We start from the raw sequence: 18,166 nt of genomic DNA on the forward strand, positions 1-18,166 counted from the left end.
TAAGTATTCCAATAATCGAGAGCCCTATACCCATGTTTCATAGCGCATCACGCCTGATTACCAAATCATCAATCAAGCTTACTAGTGTTGTTCTAATGGCAAGCCTTCTATCGGCTTGTGGTTTCCATCTTCGCGGTGATTACTCTGTACCAGAAGAGCTAGAAACAATGTCTCTAACCAGTTACGACCAATACAGTACCTTTACTCGTATGATGAAGGGTCAGCTACGTATGAGTGAGATCGAAGTGGTTCCACCAGCAGAGAACGTTCCTAATCTACACCTTATCAGTGAAGGCGTTGGTGAGCGTACACTTTCGCTTTACCAAAACACGCGTGCAGCGGAAAAAGAACTGACATTCCGCACTTCTTACCGTGTGACGATTCCAGACCTTGGAACCAAAACTTTCTCAACCAGCGTAACGCGTATCTACCTAGATAACCCGTTAACAGCGCTAGCGAAATCGGTTGAGCGTGACATGATCGAAGATGAAATGCGTAAACTTGCCGCGACTCAAATCATTCGTCAAATGGGCCGACTAAGAGCCGACATTGAAGCCAATGAACTGCTTGAGCAAGAACAAGAACAAGGCACCCAACTGAAAGCGGAAGAAGAGCAATACCGAGTAAAAACCTTCTACACTGAAGACGCTCAAGGCCAAACAACTTCTGAAACATCAGTGAATCAGTAATTATTATGCGAGTTTTCGCCGATCGTTTAGTGGAGCAGCTAAATAAGCAGCTCCACCCTACTTACCTCATCTTTGGCAGTGAACCTTTACTCATTCAAGAGTCTCGCCAAGCCATTCAAAAAGCCGCCTTTGCGCAAGGTTTTGCAGAACGCCATCGTTTCGCCATCGATAGCTCATTTGATTGGAATGCCGTTTACGACTGCTGCCAAGCAATGAGTCTATTCTCAGCTCAGCAAATCATCGAACTCGAACTACCTGAGTCTGGCGTTAACGCTGGCATTGCCAAAGAACTGCTTGCCGTATCAGAGATGCTGCATAGCGATATTATCTTTGTCTTGATTGGCAGTAAGCTGACCAAAGCTCAAGAGAATGCAAAATGGTTTAAAGCACTGGCAAATAATGGTTGCTGGGTGAACTGTTTAACCCCTGATATACAAAGGTTACCCCAGTTTGTTCAAGCTCGTTGCCGCGCATTAAGCCTAAAGCCTGATCAGGAAGCCGTGCAAATGCTCGCTCAGTGGCATGAGGGTAACCTATTCGCATTGACCCAGAGCCTTGAGAAGCTAGCGTTGCAATATCCAGATGGCATATTAAACCTAGTCAGACTGGAAGAGTCACTAAGTCGCCATAACCACTTTACCGCTTTTCACTGGATTGATGCCCTACTTGCTGGTAAAGCAAAACGCTCACAAAGAATACTCCGCCAACTTGAAGCGGAAGGTGTAGAAAGTGTCATTTTGATCCGCACGGTGCAAAAAGAGCTGACCCAACTGCTGAATATGGCGAACCAGATTCAGATAAAGCCAATTGGGCAAGTTTTTGAGAGTTATCGTATTTGGCAATCAAAGCGCCCACTCTATTCAGCGGCGCTCCATCGATTACAAGCGAGCAAATTAATTCAATTGCTGCAACTATTGACCAAAATAGAATTACTGGTAAAAACCCAGTACGATCAATCAAGCTGGCCATTACTTCACCAATTGAGTGCCGAGATTTGCCTGCCGCAAGTGAAGCTATAAAAAGCGTGATATACTTCGCCGCCGCAAAATAGAAACCCGCTACAACAGCGCAACATCAACGAGGACAACACCTTGCAACTTGAAGAGTTAAATAACTTCCTAGTCGACAAAGTAGATGACATGAAAGCCCAAGACATCAAAACCATTGATGTTCAGGGTAAATCAAGCATTACCGATTTTATGATCGTATGTACTGGTACGTCGAAACGTCACGTCGCTTCTATCGCTGAGCACGTTGCAAAAGAATCAAAAATGGCCGGCTTAGAACCTCTTGGCATTGATGGTGAAGCAGAAGGTGAATGGGTTGTTGTAGACATGGGTACAACCATTATTCACGTAATGCAAGAAGAGCAACGTGAGCTTTACCAACTAGAGAAGCTTTGGGGCTAATCGATGAAGATACAGTTGATTGCCGTTGGTACAAAAATGCCCAAATGGGTGGAAGAGGGTTTTCAAGAATACAAACGCCGCTTCCCTCATGATATGCCATTAGAACTTGTCGAAATTCCAGCCGGAAAACGCGGGAAAAATGCCGATATTGCAAGGATTCTGCAAAAAGAAGGCGAGGCAATGCTGGCTGCAGTGCCAAAAGGCAATCGAATTGTTACTCTCGACATCCCTGGTAAAAAGTGGGATACACCGCAACTAGCCGAGCAGCTAGAGAGCTGGAAGCTGGACGGACGTGATGTATCTATCCTTATCGGGGGGCCCGAAGGTCTAGCTCCTGCTTGTAAAGCAGCTGCAGACCAAAGCTGGTCGCTATCAGCACTCACTTTACCGCACCCTTTAGTGCGTATTGTCATGGCAGAAAGTTTATACCGAGCGTGGAGCATTACCGCTAACCACCCGTATCACCGAGAATAACAATAGATGTTACGAAAGCGTACCCAGATAAGGGATTACCATGAGGAAGCGCGACTATTCAAGAGTCGCGCTATTGTCGCTTTCATTGGTATCGTTACTATGATGGGGCTTCTGGTTACCAACTTATACCATATCCAGATCAACCAATATCAAGATTACAAAACTCGCTCTAACGATAATCGAATCAAAGTCGTTCCTATCGCACCAAACCGTGGTTTGATTTACGATCGCAACGGCAATCTATTAGCTGAAAACCGTCCGGTGTTCAGTCTTGAAATCACACCTGAAAAAGTCAAAGACATGGATGACACCATCCAACGTCTACAACAAATCCTAGAGATTACCCCTGAACAAGTTGAGCGTTTTAAGAAAGAGCGTCGTCAAACACGTCGCTTTAAGTCAGTTCCTATTCTGACTCAGCTTACTCAAGATCAGGCTGCAAAGTTTTCAGTTAATCAATACAAATTCCCCGGCGTGTCGGTAAACGCAGCTTTAAAGCGTCACTACCCTTATGGAGAGGTTCTCACGCACGTGGTTGGCTACGTATCACGAATCAATGATCGTGATATGCAGAGACTTATCCGAGAAGAAAAAGACGCCAACTACCAAGCCACTCGTGACATCGGTAAGCTGGGTATTGAGCGCTACTATGAAGACCTTTTGCACGGTACAGCAGGTTATCAAGAAGTCGAAGTTAATAGCCGTGGACGTGTTATTCGCACTTTAAAGTATGTACCACCGGTGCCAGGAAAAGACATTGTTCTTAATCTTGATATTGAATTACAGCTCTATATTCATAAGTTACTTGATGGACGCCGTGGTAGTGCAGTGGTTTTAGACCCTCATGATAACGGCGTTCTGGCCATGGTATCGAGCCCTAGCTATGATCCAAACCCATTTGTACATGGCATTTCGGGCACAGCGTATCGAGCATTACTCAATGACAAAAATCGTCCTTTAGTTAACCGAGCAACACTAGGGATCTATCCTCCTGCATCAACCATAAAACCATTTATGGCAGTGGCGGCACTACAAGAAGGGGTAATCACACCCTATACCACTCGCAATGACCCTGGTTACTGGAAAATTCCAAATTCAAAAACGCGTCCATTTCGTGACTGGTTAGCATGGGGACACGGTAAGGTTAATATTGTTAAAGCGATTGAAGAGTCAGTAGATACTTTCTTCTATCAAATCGCTTATGACATGGGTATTGACCGAATTTCTCGCTGGATGATGATGTTTGGTTTTGGTGATTATACTGGCATTGATATTCACGAAGAGAGTAAGGCGAATATGCCAACTCGTAGCTGGAAGATGGCTCGTCACCGTGTACCTTGGTATCAAGGTGATACTATCCCTGTGGGCATCGGACAGGGCTATTGGACCGCAACTCCAATGCAAATCGCCAAAGCGACTTCTGTATTAGTGAATAACGGTAAACGCATTGCCCCTCACCTTTTACGCGCAACGATTATCAACGGTGAGCGATTCGAAAAGCGAGAGTTGTCAGGTCTTGAAACTTATACTCACCCTCCAATTGAAGGGGTAAATGAGAAATTTTGGGATATTGCCATCGAAGGAATGCGACTTGTTAACTATGGCAAAAAAGGAACAGCTCGCAGAGCTTTCTACAATACGGAATATATCAGTGCAGGCAAATCAGGGACGGCACAAGTATTTGGCCTGGCCGAAGATGAAAAATATAACGCAGATGAAGTCGCTGAACATTTACGAGATCATGCGTTATTTACTGGCTTTGCGCCATTAGAAGATCCAAAAATCATAGTTACCGTAGTGCTCGAAAATGCGGGAGGAGGATCAACCCATGGTGGCCCCGTTGTGCGCAAAGTGTTTGATCATGTATTAATAGAAAATAAAGAGACTGAACATAATGGATCTTGATCCGTCAACAGGCCAAAATCGCGCTCTATTTGAGCGCTTCCATATAGACTTACCATTGCTGCTTGGCATTCTTGCATTAATGGGCTTTGGTCTCGTGGTGATGTACAGTGCGAGCGGACAAAGTCTGGCGATGATGGATCGTCAAGCGATGCGCATGGGCCTGTCGCTTGGTATAATGCTGCTTTTAGCGCAAATCCCTCCACGTACTTATGAAGCCTTAGCACCACTGATGTTTGTTAGCGGTGTTGTGTTACTGCTTGGGGTACTTTTCTTTGGTGAAGCCTCCAAAGGTGCGCAGCGTTGGCTGAATTTAGGTTTTATCCGCTTTCAGCCGTCGGAACTATTAAAGCTGGCGGTTCCACTGATGATCGCTCGCTATATTGGTAAGCGCCCACTACCACCGACATTTCAAACTCTCGTGATGTCACTCGTCATGGTGTTTGTACCAACCATCTTGATCGCTAAGCAGCCTGACTTAGGCACCTCAATCCTTATCGCAGCTTCAGGTATCTTTGTTATTTTCCTTGCCGGCATTAGCTGGAAGATCATCTTTGCCGCAGCGTGCGGTCTAGGTGCATTTCTACCAATCCTATGGTTCTTCTTGATGCGTGAGTATCAAAAAGTCAGGGTAAGAACCCTGTTCAACCCAGAGTCCGATCCGCTTGGCGCTGGCTATCACATTATTCAAAGTAAAATCGCGATTGGTTCCGGTGGTATCTCTGGCAAAGGCTGGCTGCAAGGCACCCAATCTCAGCTTGAGTTCTTACCTGAGCGACATACTGACTTTATCTTCGCGGTAATCGCTGAAGAATGGGGACTGATAGGCATCTTACTGCTACTCAGCCTGTATTTATTTATCATTGGCCGAGGTTTAGTATTAGCGAGTAAAGCGCAAACCGCTTTTGGCCGAATGATGGCAGGAAGTATCGTATTGAGCTTCTTCGTCTATGTGTTCGTAAATATTGGCATGGTAAGCGGCATCTTACCGGTAGTTGGTGTTCCTCTACCTCTTATCAGTTATGGCGGTACATCAATGGTTACCCTAATGGCCGGCTTTGGCATTCTAATGTCAATTCATACCCACAGAAAAGCATTCTCTAAGGCAATATAAATGATAAACAAGCAGCTACTGCTCCCTACACTTCTGGCTAGCTTTGTGCTGGCTGGGTGTTCTTCATCCCCATCAAAGCGTTATTCGATTGATGATGATATTGCCCCTGATGCACCGATCAGTGTTGACCATATAGAAGATGCAACACCGCAATATGAACCTTATAGTTTAGGTGGCAACAGCAATTATACTCTGCGTGGTGAGAGCTATACCATCATCAAAGATCCTAAAGGGTTTAAGCAAGAGGGTCTGGCATCTTGGTACGGTAAGAAGTTTCATGGTCATTTAACATCCAACGGTGAAATCTATGACATGTACTCGATGACAGCAGCGCATAAAGAGCTACCAATCCCTAGCTATGTTAAAGTCACCAATAAGGACAATGGAAAAACCACTGTGGTTCGAATTAACGATCGTGGTCCTTTCCATCCTGGTCGCATTATTGATTTGAGCTACGCTGCAGCATTGAAGCTTGATATCATCCGCACCGGAACCGCTAACGTAGCAATTGAAGTCATCTCCGTCGATAAGCCTACCCAAGCACACAAACAAGAAGCTCTGCCAATGTTCGTTGTACAAGTGGCTTCATCAAAACATCAAGATCGCGTTGAAACTTTAGCGCAAGACTTGAGTCAAAAGCTATCGGTGAAGAGCTATGTAAACTCTACTAACGATATTCACCGTGTGTTTTTAGGTCCGTTTAACGACTATATGCTGACCCAAAAAGCACTAGAGCAAGTAAAAGAGCTGGGTTATACCAGCGCTTTCATAAAATCCCACTAGTCCTCAATCCAGTGTACTTAATTACTACACTGGCTTGAGTGATTGATTCTGTTAAGATATGGACAGTTTTAGATAAACCTGTAGTTACTATGAAAAATACATCACTATTAAAATCAGCGTTAGTGTCATCAATTGCGCTTTCTGCAACTTTCGCAGCGTCTGTTTTCGCTTCACCAATGGTTGTTCCTGACGCTCCGCAAATCGCTGCGAAAGGTTACGTTCTTATGGACTTCCATTCTGGTAAAGTTTTGGCAGAGAAAGAAATGAACACCAAACTTTCTCCTGCAAGTCTTACCAAAATGATGACCAGTTACGTGATTGGCCAAGAGATAAAACGTGGCAACATTTCACCCCAAGATGAGGTAACGGTCAGTAAAAACGCTTGGGCAAAGAACTTCCCTGACTCATCAAAGATGTTCATTGAGGTCGGCACAACGGTAAAAGTGGACGACCTAAACCACGGCATTATCATTCAATCAGGTAACGATGCTTGTGTTGCGATGGCTGAACATATCGCAGGTTCTGAGGACGCGTTCGTCGATCTTATGAATGCATGGGCTGACTCTATTGGCATGAAAAACAGTCACTTTGCAAACGTGCACGGTTTAGATAACCCTGACTTGTTCTCTACACCTTACGATATGGCTCTACTTGGCAGAGCCCTGATACGTGATGTACCCGATGAGTACCGCATATACTCACAAAAGAAATTCACCTATAACGGCATCACCCAGTACAACCGTAACGGTTTACTTTGGGATAAGAGCATGAACGTTGATGGTATTAAAACAGGCCACACCAGTGGTGCAGGCTTCAACTTAGTGAGCTCAGCAACTGAAGGGCAAATGCGCTTAGTTGCGGTTGTAATGGGCACAAAGAATGCGAATGCTCGTAAGTCTGAAAGCAAAAAGCTACTTAGCTACGGCTTCCGCTTCTTCGAAACAGTGGCTCCGCATAAAGCAGGCGAAACCTTTGTAAAAGAAAAGATCTGGATGGGTAACAAAGATACTGTTGCTCTGGGTCTTGACCAAGATACCTACGTAACACTACCTCGTGGCCAAGCGAAAAACCTAACGGCTAGCTTTGTACTTGAAAAAGAGTTAGAAGCCCCAATTAAGAAGGGAGATGTAGTTGGTAAGCTATACTATCAACTAGAAGGTGAAGATATTGCAGAGTACCCACTTCTAGCACTAGAAGACGTAGAGCAAGGCAGCCTATTTAGCCGCCTATGGGATTACATTGTAATGCTGTTTAAAAGCTTCCTGTAATTTCGGGATATAGCTGATAAGAAGCCGCCTAGTGCGGCTTTTTTAATTGTATTGATAACAGTCAGCCGCGAATCACGATACCTTGAGATCCTTTTCGATAGGCATTACTATTCCGCGCTACAAACAACGACTTTCAACTTGGAGTTCCAACATGCTGAACATTAACTCAGACGCTAAACTGAAAGACCTGCTTGAGTTCCCTTGTTCTTTTACTTACAAGGTTATGGGCTACGCAAAGCCTGAACTGCCAGAGAAGGTTTTAGAAGTGATCCAACGCCATGCTCCAGGTGATTACAGCCCAACAGTTAAGCCAAGCGCTAAGGGTAATTATCACTCGGTGTCAGTGAACATCACTGCTACTTCAATCGACCAGGTTGAGACCCTATACAAAGAATTGGGTGAGATCGACATCGTACGCATGGTCCTATAATTTAATTTTAATCTATCAAATTATTTTGAAAGCAGCGAAAGCTGCTTTCTTTTTAGATATCAAATAGATAAATATCCTACAGAAACTCTAGGGTTAAAAATGTGTTACTGGCATATAGTTCGATAGCCAGAAGCAGTTTATAATCCGTTTACTTTATTAATCGACGATGGAACAGCGGAATGCAAAACAAGCTTGTGGTGAAACATCTCGGCAGACAAGATTACGAGCCAATTTGGCGCGCAATGCATGACTTCACCGATAACAGAACGGATGAAACCGCCGATGAGGTTTGGCTCGTTGAACACAACCCCGTTTTCACTCAAGGACAAGCAGGTAAAGCAGAACACTTACTAAACCCTGGTGATATTCCAGTGGTACAAAGTGACCGCGGTGGTCAAGTGACTTACCATGGGCCAGGTCAGCTAGTCGCATATTTCCTGATAAACCTTCGTCGAAAAAAAATTGGTGTACGAGATCTCGTCACGCATATCGAGAATCTCGTAATTAACACGCTAAAGACATACAATATCGACTCTGCAGCACGCCCAGATGCACCGGGTGTTTATGTAGATGGCAAAAAAATCTGTTCCTTAGGTTTGCGAATCCGTAAAGGATGTTCGTTCCATGGTTTAGCATTAAATGTAAATATGGACTTATCACCATTCCACCGCATCAATCCTTGTGGTTATGCTGGAATGGAAATGGTTCAAGTGAGTCAGCTTGGTGGTCCAAATGACATCATCGAGGTCGAACACAAGCTAGTCGAAGAACTGGTGGCTCTACTCGGTTATGACCACGTTGAATCCACAACATTAGCCAGCCAATAAGACAAACAGTAACGAGAAGTAAGAGAAGCATGAGTAAACCAATCCAAATGGAAAAAGGCGTTAAATACCGCGACGCTGACAAAATGGCACTGATTCCAGTAAAGAACATGCCAACAGAGCAAAAAGAAGTTCTTCGTAAACCTGAATGGATGAAGATCAAGCTCCCAGCGGACAGCCAACGTATCCAAGACATTAAGTCGGCTATGCGTAAAAATAACCTCCACTCTGTTTGTGAAGAGGCTTCATGTCCAAACCTAGCGGAATGTTTTAACCACGGTACCGCTACGTTTATGATCCTTGGTGCAATTTGTACTCGCCGCTGCCCATTCTGTGACGTTGCCCATGGCCGCCCTCTTACTCCTGAAGCGGATGAACCGAAAAAACTAGCTAAAACCATCCAAGATATGAAGCTTAAGTATGTCGTTATTACGTCAGTTGACCGTGACGACCTACGCGATGGCGGCGCGCAACACTTTGCTGATTGTAACCGCGAGATCCGTGCTCTTAACCCGAACATTAGAATTGAAACTCTTGTCCCTGACTTCCGTGGCCGTATGGATGTTGCGTTGGATCTAATGAAAGACAATCCACCAGATGTATTTAACCACAACCTAGAGACGGCACCGCGCCTATACCGTAAGGCTCGCCCAGGGGCGAACTACAAGTGGTCACTACAACTGCTACAGAAATTCAAAGAACAGCACCCTGATATCCCAACAAAGTCTGGTGTTATGATGGGTCTTGGCGAAACAAAAGAAGAGATCATCCAAGTTCTGAAAGACCTTCGCGAACATGGTGTTACCATGCTGACACTAGGCCAGTACTTAGCTCCGAGCCGTCACCACTTACCAGTAGAGCGTTATGTTCCGCCTTCTGAGTTTGATGAGCTTAAAGAGATCGCACTTGAGCTAGGCTTTACTCATGCAGCTTGTGGCCCATTCGTACGTTCTTCTTACCACGCTGACCTTCAAGCGCAAGGTGTAGAAGTAAGCTAAACGTTTATTAAACGAATAAAAGGCTGGCTAAATATGTCAGCCTTTTTTAATTTCTATTGAATGAACAACTACTCTTATATAGGCTTACCTAACTAGTTATAAGCACAAGATAAAATCACCTAAGGATTTATTATGAAGAGATTAGGATTAGTCGCAATTGCGCTGGCGACACTTACTGCTGGCTGCGCTTCAAATACAAAGCAAGACAACTTTCGTGAAGCCTCTTTTGAGCTTTGTAATACCGATGTTTCTCTTTATTCAGTTAGTGATGATGAGCGTGTACGCATTGTTTGTGCCGATGGCTCTAAGTTCTCCCTCAACAGCGAAGAAACGCTAGCAACAATGCGTGATATTAACTTCGACTACTGTGATGGTGAAGGTTTAGGTAAGTTTAGTGAAAGCAGTAAGTACTATTCATTTAAGTGTAAGTCAGGCACATTAATCAGCCTGCCTAAGTAAACGAGTTTCGAGTTTCGAGATTCCCTACTCGCTCCTTCGTCGCTCTATGGAATGACTGAATCTCAGAATTTAAAAAAGCCCCATCAAATGATGAGGCTTCAATTCATTTTCAACTGAATGGTTTCTAGTTCAAGGAAAAGGCGCGGAGTTTACGATAGTAAATGAGCACCTTTGACGCAGAAATAGAACCATTCAGGCAGAAAAATTACGCGTAAACAGGTAGACGCTTACAGATATCGAGCACTTTTGCTTTCGTTGCTTCGATAACTTCCTCGTTGCCGATGTTATCTAGCACGTCACACATCCAGTTCGCTAGCTCTTTCGCATCTTCTTCAGTGAAACCGCGACGAGTAATTGCTGGAGAACCTACACGGATACCAGACGTAACGAATGGGCTACGTGGGTCGTTCGGTACTGAGTTCTTATTTACCGTGATGTTTGCTGCACCTAGTGCTGCATCTGCATCTTTACCTGTGATGTCTTTGTCGATTAGGTCAACTAGGAAAAGGTGGTTTTCAGTACCGTTAGAAACGATTTTGTAACCGCGCTCTTGGAACTGAGCAACCATCGCTTTTGCATTTTTAACTACGCGAGCTTGGTAAGCTTTGAATTCAGGTTCCATTGCTTCTTTGAACGCTACTGCTTTACCAGCAATAACGTGCATAAGAGGACCACCTTGACCACCAGGGAATACCGCTGAGTTCAGCTTTTTGTACATCTCTTCACCCGCATTAGACAGGATAAGACCACCACGTGGACCTGCTAGCGTTTTGTGAGTCGTTGTCGTTACAACGTGAGCATGTGGTACTGGTGTTGGGTATTCGCCAGCAGCGATTAGACCCGCTACGTGAGCCATATCAACAAATAGCCAAGCGCCTGCTTTGTCTGCGATTTCACGCATGCGAGCCCAATCAACGATTTGCGAGTATGCAGAGAAACCGCCGATGATCATCTTCGGCTTGTGCTCAAGCGCAAGTTGTTCCATCTCGTCGTAGTTGATTTGGCCTGCTTCGTCGATACCGTAAGGGATAACGTTGTAGTGCTTACCAGAGAAGTTTACTGGAGAGCCGTGAGTCAGGTGACCACCGTGCGCTAGGCTCATACCTAGAACCGTATCGCCTGGGTTCAGTAGTGCCATGTAAACAGCGCTGTTAGCTTGAGAACCAGAATGTGGCTGTACGTTGGCGTACTCACAACCAAATAGCTGACATGCACGGTCGATAGCCAGAGCTTCTGCTTTGTCAACGTACTCACAACCACCGTAGTAGCGCTTGCCTGGGTAACCTTCAGCGTACTTGTTTGTTAGCTGAGAACCTTGAGCTTCCATTACACGTGGGCTGGTGTAGTTTTCAGAAGCGATAAGTTCAATGTGTTCTTCCTGGCGAAGAGTTTCTTCTTGGATTGCTGCGAACAGTTCCGCATCGTAATCTGCGATGTTCATATCACGCTTTAGCATCTGTATCTCCTGACTCAGATTAAGACTTAAAAATTGCAAAAAAACTGATTTTTGACCTCAATACCGACGTTTCTCACCTGACGCAAACGTTTGCATTAAGCTAATGACGCGCATTTTACATAATTTGATCTAGGTCATAAAGAGAAAAATTCATTTTTTCTCATGCAGTTTTTTCATAATGCTTTACGAAGAATATCATGATGACCTTTTCACCAAGTGTTTACTTAGCAAAGTGTCAATTTCGTCCTTTACACTCCGTAAAACGATAATTACATAGGTTTACCTCAAATTTCGCTCTCAAGCTACCGAAATCCTTCATTTTTAAATAGTATGCTCGCCATTATTTACTAGTTAAATTTCAAATTGATGGAAAAACACTCAAGAAAAGAAGATTGGATCGCAATTTTAACTGGCACCTTCTTAGTTGCTCAGGGCGTCTTCTTTTTACAATCAGCGTCGCTACTGACGGGTGGTACCACAGGCTTAGCTCTATTGGCGAGTCAATTCGTACCTCTCTCTTTTGGTGTGCTTTATTTTGCTGCTAACTGCCCTTTTTACCTTTTAGCATGGAAACGCTTTGGTTCTCGCTTTGCTTTTAACAGTGCAATTTCAGGCGCTTTAGTGTCAATCTTTGCTGATCACCTTTATTTAGTCATCAGTTTAGACAGCATCAACGCCGTTTATTGTGCCGTAGCAGGTGGATTACTGATGGGCTTAGGTATGTTGATCCTATTCCGCCACCGTTCAAGCTTGGGCGGTTTCAATGTCTTATGTCTATTCATTCAGGACAAGTTTGGAATTTCGGTGGGCAAATCTCAACTCGCGATCGACTTTGTTATCTTGGTTGCTTCATTCTTCTTCGTTTCGCCTGAAGTGATTGGTCTATCTATCCTTGGTGCTATCGCTCTAAACCTAGTGCTAGCGATGAACCATAAGCCGACCCGCTATAGTGTAAATTACGGCTAACAAAGAGCAGAACAAAAAAGAGGGTTGACGCGAAAACGTCAACCCTCTTTAGTTTGAGTAAATAAATTCGTCATCCTCAATAGTGAGGGATGAACGAGTTGGGGATCTCTTAAAGCAAATCAAATACTCGATGAGATTCCCTACTCGCTCCTTCGTCGCTCTATGGAATGACAGTTTCCTAGAGCAAAGCCTGTTCCCGCCTGCTTAATTAAGGTCTCCGTGTGAGGCACGAGCCTTCACATCATGACTAAGCTCTTTGTTTAGCTCGGCTTCGACATGACCCGGTGATTGAGTAGATGCTGAAATCAAACGATACATCGCAGGGATAACAAACAAGGTCACCAAGGTCGCAAAGGCCATACCGAAGAAGATTACCGTACCGACAGCAACTCGGCTTTCATAACCGGCACCTGTCGACATAATCAACGGAATCGCACCTGCCAATGTAGTAAACGCTGTCATCATAATTGGGCGAAGACGACGGGCAGACGCATCGACAATCGCTTTTTCAAACTCGATACCACGGTCACGCAGTTGGTTAGCAAACTCGACAATCAAAATACCATTCTTGGTTACCATACCAATCAGCATGATCATGCCAATCTGGCTATAGATATTGAGGCCCTGATTCATCAAGAACAAACCTAGGAAGCCACCAAATACCCCCATAGGAACCGTAAACATCACGACCAATGGGTTAATAAAGCTTTCAAACTGAGCAGCCAGTACTAAGTAGGCCACCAGCAATGCGAGCGCGAATACAATCAGAATACTCGATTGGTTCTCTTTGTAGTCTTTAGACTCGCCAGAGTAACTTACCGAGATATCGCCAGGGAGAAGCTCAATTGCTTGCTGATCAAGGTAATCTAATGCCTCACCAAGCGTATAACCGTCCGACAAATTTGCCGTTACAGTAATTGCTTTTTGCTTGTTGTAGTGTGAAAGGCGGATTGATGACGCAACTTCTTCAATCTTAGTTACCGCATCGAGCGTCACCAACTCTCCGGAAGCAGTGCGCATATAGATTTGGCTTAAGTCAGAAGCGTTGTTGAAGCTGTTCTCATCACCACGTAAATAAACGTCATACTCTTCACCGCGCTCAACAAAGGTCGTTTCACTCTTACCACCGAGCATAATCTCAAGCGTTTCAGAAATATCTTGGACACTGATGCCTAGCTCAGCCGCGCGCTGTTTATCGACAGAAACAACCAGCTCAGGAGTTTTCTCAGAGTAGTTAATATCTGCGCCTTCCATAAACGGCGACTCTTCCGCTAACCGCTCCAACTTCTCTGCCCATGCTTTGAGTTCAGGGTAGTCAGAACCACCAAGTACAAACTGAACAGGTTCGCTCGAACCACCACGGAAACCTGGCATGAATGGGAACACTCGCACATCTGGAATACCCGCTAACGCTTTACGTACTTGCCCTAACGCTTGCTGCGCTGTGACATCACGGTCATTCCAGTCATCCAGAATCATGATTACAAAGCCGGTCTGATCCCCAGCATTACCGCCAAATGCCGGTGATTGGATACTGAAGGACTTTAAGAAACCTTGGCCAAGCAATGGCATTAGACGCTCTTCGACAATGTCCATATTCGCTGACATACGGTTATAGCTAGTTGCATCGGCACCACGCACAAAGGCAAAAATTACACCGCGGTCTTCAGAGGGTGTTAACTGAGCTGGTACTTGCTGCATTAGCCCCCAACTGCCACCAATACAAGAGAGAATGATAAGCGGAGCTGCCCACTTCCATTTCAGTGCCCCCTTGAGGGCCTTTCGGTAGCCCGACTCTAAACGGCCAAACATACGATCAATGAACATATTGAAGCGGCTTGGTTTTACATTCGCTTTAAGCAGTTTGCTGCCAAGAACAGGTGTCAGTGTCAGAGCAATCAGTGATGAGAAGATCACTGACATCGCGAGTAACACTGAGAACTCAGTAAATAGCAGACCAACCATGCCATCCATAAATGAAATAGGTAGGAAAACCATCACCAGTACTAGCGTTGTAGCAATGACCGCAAAGCCGACTTCTCTCGTTCCTTTATAAGCGGCAAGCAGTGGTTTTTCACCCCTTTCGATGTGATGGAAGATGTTTTCAACTACAACAATCGCATCATCAACTACCAGACCAATCGACAAGATAAGAGCCATCAAAGTGATCAAATTAATCGAAAAGCCAAAGTAATAAGCGGCAATGAAAGAAGATATAAGTGATACAGGTACCGTCACTGCAGGGATTAAGGTTGCACGCGCTTGACCAATAAAGATGTACAAGACCAGTACAACAAGACCACCAGTAATAAATAGTGTGCTATACACCTCAGTGATGGAACGTTCAATGAAGACTGTCGAGTCATAGTCAATCGCAAGGCGAGTACCATCAGGCAAGAACTGCTGAATGTCTTCAACTTGCTTATGAACTAATTTGGCGACTTCTAATGGGTTTGCGTCCGATTGAGGCACAATACCCATACTGACATTCACTACACCATCACTTTTAAAGGTTGAGTTTTCGTTCTCTGCGCCAATGTATACCTCCGCTACGTCACGTAGGTAAATTGGTGAATTATCACTCGCACGTTTAACGACCAAATACTCAAAGTCTTGCGTCTTATTGTAGCTACGTGCAGTGCGAACTGACATAACGATTTGGTCGTTGCGCACCTCACCACCAGGGCTTTCGATGTTTTCACTGCGCAGTGCTGACGTAATATCTGATGTAGTCACTCCACGGCCAGCCATCTGCTCTGGTTTAAGTTTTACGTACATGACTTTGTACAAACCACCAGAAACATCGACTGAACTCACCCCTGAAATCAAACTGAAACGGTCCATCAATACGCGCTCGGCATAGTCTGTCAGCTGAGTTCGGTCCATTTCAGACGAACTAAGGTTGATATAGAGTGAAGCCTCACCTGAGCCGTTGTTTTTAAATACGATCGGATCATCAGCTTCATCAGGCAGCGAGCGCTGCGCACGAGCAACTGCATCACGTATATCGCTCACACCTGTATTGAGATCATAGCCTAGGTCAAAGGTGATGGTAATACGAGACATACCATTACGCGTGGTTGACGAAATTTCATCAATACCACTTATCCCCGACAACTGGTCTTCAAGGTTGGAAGTGATTTGGCTTTCAATGATGGTCGCGGAAGCACCTTCGTAGCGCGTGCTGATCGAAACAACCGGACTTTCAATGTCTGGCATTTCACGAACCGCTAACTTGTTAAAAGAAACAATACCGAACACACACAGCAATAAGCTAAGGACGACAGCGGCAACGGGTCTCTTTACAGAAACGTCAGATAACAGCATTAGTTCGCCCCTTCTTGGCTCTTATTCGCTACTTTCGGACGAGCATCGCTGCCTAGCTCAGTCACGGCAATGCCATCGCGCATATTTACGATGCCTTGTACGACAATCTTTTCACCAATCTCTAATCCTTGTTCAATCACAACGAGGTTATCGATTCGCGCACCTAAAGTGACTTCAGTACGCTGGACTTTGCTGTCTTCACCGACCACATAAACAAAACGCTTAGTGCCTGAATACTCTAATGCTTGAACGGGGATGATTGGCGCTTCGATGGCAGGAAAATCCATATCAGCAGACACTAGCATGCCCGGTTTTAAATATTGCTCGGCATTAGCGAAGTGGATACGTACACGCAAGTTTAAAGTTTCAGAGTTAATGCGTGAGTCTATGCCTACCACTTCACCTTCGAACTGTTTACTAGGCCATGCAGCCGTCGTTGCTTTTACTTTCATACCTTGCGATAACAGAGAGAGGTATCGCTCTGGTACTTGGAGGTCGAGCTGCATAACGGAAAGGTTATCTAAATTGAGAAGTTCTGCACCTGCACTAACCATTTTCCCGCGACTAAAGTCAATAAAGCCTACCGTACCATCGAAAGGCGCACTAATATGAAGTTCTTTCAGATTAGCATTGGCAGCATCAAGACGAGCTTTCGCAATATCAACGCTAGCTTGTTGAGCATCAATCTCGGTCTGAGTTATCGCATTGCGCTTCACTAAACGCTGAAACTCTTTGAGCTTACGTTGCTCGTCTTTTAAATAGGCAGTAGCTTCTGTGACCGCTGCACGCGCTTTATCATCATTTAACTGAACTAAAAGCTGACCTTTACGCACCACTTGATTGGCTTTAACCGCGATAACGTCAACTTTACCTGTGACCTCAGGAGAAATGGCCACCGATTGCTCGGCATCGAGTTTTCCGACTAATTCAAGCGACTGAGATACTTCATGTGTCTGCACTTGTTCGGTCACAACCGTCACTGAAGATGGCCCTTGCCTTTTAGCGTAAGCTGTTGGTACTGCTGCAATAATAGACAACGACAGCAAACTCAAAACAATTTTATTTTTCATAGCGAAGTTCTGTATAGAGTAATTACCCGTATTGTATCCCTTTATACTCAATTTAAACGTCAAGTAATGTAAAGAGCGCGAAATAATGTGTAAGTAAAACCGTTGATTGTTTAAGCTTTATGGTCAATTACTGCCACCTTTGCCCAAAAAGGCACCATTCAATTCAAAATTCTAAGAAAACGCTTTACAGCTTGAGCGAGTTTGCTATGATTCGCTCCGCACTTGAGCAATGTGTTGGGAAATCATTGTCTAAGTATAAAACACCCTGGAGGGGTTCCCGAGTGGCCAAAGGGATCAGACTGTAAATCTGCTGGCACTGCCTTCGATGGTTCGAATCCGTCCCCCTCCACCATATTTCTTCTTGTGACTTTCTTTAGGTGAACAACCTTTTGATAAGTTGTGAGAAACACTTGATTAACGTGTTGGGAAAACATTAATTAAGCTATTCCGTAAAAAGAATAGAAAACACCCTGGAGGGGTTCCCGAGTGGCCAAAGGGATCAGACTGTAAATCTGCTGGCACTGCCTTCGATGGTTCGAATCCGTCCCCCTCCACCATATTTCTTCTTATACTTTCTTCAAGGTAAATAGCCTTTGTAGATAAGTTATAAGAAACACTTGATTAACGTGTTGGGAAAACATTAATTAAGCTATTCCGTAAAAAGAATAGAAAACACCCTGGAGGGGTTCCCGAGTGGCCAAAGGGATCAGACTGTAAATCTGCTGGCACTGCCTTCGATGGTTCGAATCCGTCCCCCTCCACCATATTTCTTCTTATACTTTCTTCAAGGTAAATAGCCTTTGTAGATAAGTTATAAGAAACACTTGATTAACGTGTTGGGAAAACATTAATTAAGCTATTCCGTAAAAAGAATAGAAAACACCCTGGAGGGGTTCCCGAGTGGCCAAAGGGATCAGACTGTAAATCTGCTGGCACTGCCTTCGATGGTTCGAATCCGTCCCCCTCCACCATATTCAAGAAAGCCAACTCACTGAGT

General features: G+C 44.7%; 16 protein-coding genes and 4 tRNA genes. 17 read left to right on the forward strand and 3 right to left on the reverse strand.

The window, feature by feature from the left end; all coding sequences use genetic code 11:
• The first annotated feature begins 32 nt into the window (after positions 1 to 32).
• The 12 genes from ACU01J_RS02005 to ACU01J_RS02060 all read left to right on the forward strand — a co-directional run bounded on the left by ACU01J_RS02005 (position 33) and on the right by ACU01J_RS02060 (position 10,350).
• A complete protein-coding gene (locus ACU01J_RS02005) occupies positions 33 to 689 on the forward strand; it encodes an LPS-assembly lipoprotein LptE (RefSeq protein WP_481084187.1) in 657 nt (218 codons plus the stop codon).
• A 5-nt stretch (positions 690 to 694) separates the two neighbouring features.
• Positions 695 to 1,708, forward strand: coding sequence for a DNA polymerase III subunit delta (gene holA / locus ACU01J_RS02010; RefSeq protein WP_481084188.1), 1,014 nt, complete (start codon positions 695 to 697; stop codon positions 1,706 to 1,708).
• Positions 1,709 to 1,780: 72 nt separating this feature from the next.
• Complete coding sequence (rsfS, locus tag ACU01J_RS02015) at positions 1,781 to 2,098, forward strand: ribosome silencing factor (protein ID WP_053441759.1); 318 nt, start codon at positions 1,781 to 1,783, stop codon at positions 2,096 to 2,098.
• A 3-nt stretch (positions 2,099 to 2,101) separates the two neighbouring features.
• Entirely contained in the window at positions 2,102 to 2,572 is a 471-nt protein-coding gene (gene rlmH, locus ACU01J_RS02020; RefSeq protein ID WP_053441758.1) for a 23S rRNA (pseudouridine(1915)-N(3))-methyltransferase RlmH, read from the forward strand.
• A 6-nt stretch (positions 2,573 to 2,578) separates the two neighbouring features.
• Complete coding sequence (mrdA, locus tag ACU01J_RS02025) at positions 2,579 to 4,477, forward strand: penicillin-binding protein 2 (RefSeq protein ID WP_481084189.1); 1,899 nt, start codon at positions 2,579 to 2,581, stop codon at positions 4,475 to 4,477.
• Complete coding sequence (gene rodA / locus ACU01J_RS02030; RefSeq protein ID WP_481084190.1) at positions 4,467 to 5,588, forward strand: rod shape-determining protein RodA; 1,122 nt, start codon at positions 4,467 to 4,469, stop codon at positions 5,586 to 5,588. Before mrdA ends, rodA begins: the two co-directional genes overlap by 11 nt.
• Positions 5,589 to 6,371, forward strand: a complete 783-nt coding sequence (locus ACU01J_RS02035; protein ID WP_481084191.1) for a septal ring lytic transglycosylase RlpA family protein — start codon at positions 5,589 to 5,591, stop codon at positions 6,369 to 6,371.
• A gap of 89 nt (positions 6,372 to 6,460) precedes the next feature.
• A complete protein-coding gene (locus ACU01J_RS02040; protein ID WP_481084192.1) occupies positions 6,461 to 7,639 on the forward strand; it encodes a serine hydrolase in 1,179 nt (392 codons plus the stop codon).
• Between the two features lie 151 nt (positions 7,640 to 7,790).
• Positions 7,791 to 8,069, forward strand: coding sequence for a DUF493 family protein YbeD (gene ybeD / locus ACU01J_RS02045; RefSeq protein ID WP_481084193.1), 279 nt, complete (start codon positions 7,791 to 7,793; stop codon positions 8,067 to 8,069).
• 179 nt (positions 8,070 to 8,248) lie between these two features.
• On the forward strand, positions 8,249 to 8,896 hold the full coding sequence (gene lipB, locus ACU01J_RS02050; RefSeq protein ID WP_481084194.1) for a lipoyl(octanoyl) transferase LipB: 648 nt from the start codon (positions 8,249 to 8,251) through the stop codon (positions 8,894 to 8,896).
• Positions 8,897 to 8,925: 29 nt separating this feature from the next.
• Positions 8,926 to 9,891, forward strand: a complete 966-nt coding sequence (lipA, locus tag ACU01J_RS02055; RefSeq protein ID WP_004415165.1) for a lipoyl synthase — start codon at positions 8,926 to 8,928, stop codon at positions 9,889 to 9,891.
• Between the two features lie 132 nt (positions 9,892 to 10,023).
• Positions 10,024 to 10,350: a hypothetical protein gene (locus tag ACU01J_RS02060; protein ID WP_481084195.1), complete on the forward strand. Its 327-nt coding sequence runs from the start codon at positions 10,024 to 10,026 to the stop codon at positions 10,348 to 10,350.
• Positions 10,351 to 10,555: 205 nt separating this feature from the next.
• Here ACU01J_RS02060 and glyA read toward each other — a convergent pair whose 3' ends face one another.
• Positions 10,556 to 11,806 carry a serine hydroxymethyltransferase gene (gene glyA, locus ACU01J_RS02065; protein WP_004415170.1) on the reverse strand — a complete coding sequence of 417 codons (1,251 nt, stop codon included), beginning with the start codon at positions 11,804 to 11,806 and terminating at the stop codon, positions 10,556 to 10,558.
• A 366-nt stretch (positions 11,807 to 12,172) separates the two neighbouring features.
• Between glyA and ACU01J_RS02070 the strand changes: the two genes are divergently transcribed.
• Positions 12,173 to 12,772 carry a YitT family protein gene (locus ACU01J_RS02070; RefSeq protein WP_053441750.1) on the forward strand — a complete coding sequence of 200 codons (600 nt, stop codon included), beginning with the start codon at positions 12,173 to 12,175 and terminating at the stop codon, positions 12,770 to 12,772.
• Between the two features lie 204 nt (positions 12,773 to 12,976).
• Here ACU01J_RS02070 and vexH read toward each other — a convergent pair whose 3' ends face one another.
• Positions 12,977 to 16,099, reverse strand: a complete 3,123-nt coding sequence (gene vexH / locus ACU01J_RS02075; RefSeq protein WP_481084196.1) for a vibriobactin export RND transporter permease subunit VexH — start codon at positions 16,097 to 16,099, stop codon at positions 12,977 to 12,979.
• Positions 16,099 to 17,169 (reverse strand): efflux RND transporter periplasmic adaptor subunit, encoded by a 1,071-nt coding sequence (locus ACU01J_RS02080; protein WP_481084197.1) that lies wholly within the window; start codon positions 17,167 to 17,169, stop codon positions 16,099 to 16,101. Before ACU01J_RS02080 ends, vexH begins: the two co-directional genes overlap by 1 nt.
• A 267-nt stretch (positions 17,170 to 17,436) precedes the next feature.
• On the opposite strand from ACU01J_RS02080, the gene ACU01J_RS02085 reads away from it, so the two are divergent.
• The 4 genes from ACU01J_RS02085 to ACU01J_RS02100 all read left to right on the forward strand — a co-directional run bounded on the left by ACU01J_RS02085 (position 17,437) and on the right by ACU01J_RS02100 (position 18,140).
• A tRNA-Tyr gene (locus tag ACU01J_RS02085) sits at positions 17,437 to 17,521 on the forward strand.
• Positions 17,522 to 17,641: 120 nt separating this feature from the next.
• Positions 17,642 to 17,726 (forward strand) — tRNA-Tyr (locus ACU01J_RS02090).
• 122 nt (positions 17,727 to 17,848) lie between these two features.
• Positions 17,849 to 17,933 (forward strand) — tRNA-Tyr (locus tag ACU01J_RS02095).
• Between the two features lie 122 nt (positions 17,934 to 18,055).
• Positions 18,056 to 18,140: transfer RNA gene (locus ACU01J_RS02100), tRNA-Tyr, on the forward strand.
• Positions 18,141 to 18,166 lie beyond the last annotated feature (26 nt).

Source organism: Vibrio sp. 2433-A1, assembly GCF_056726085.1.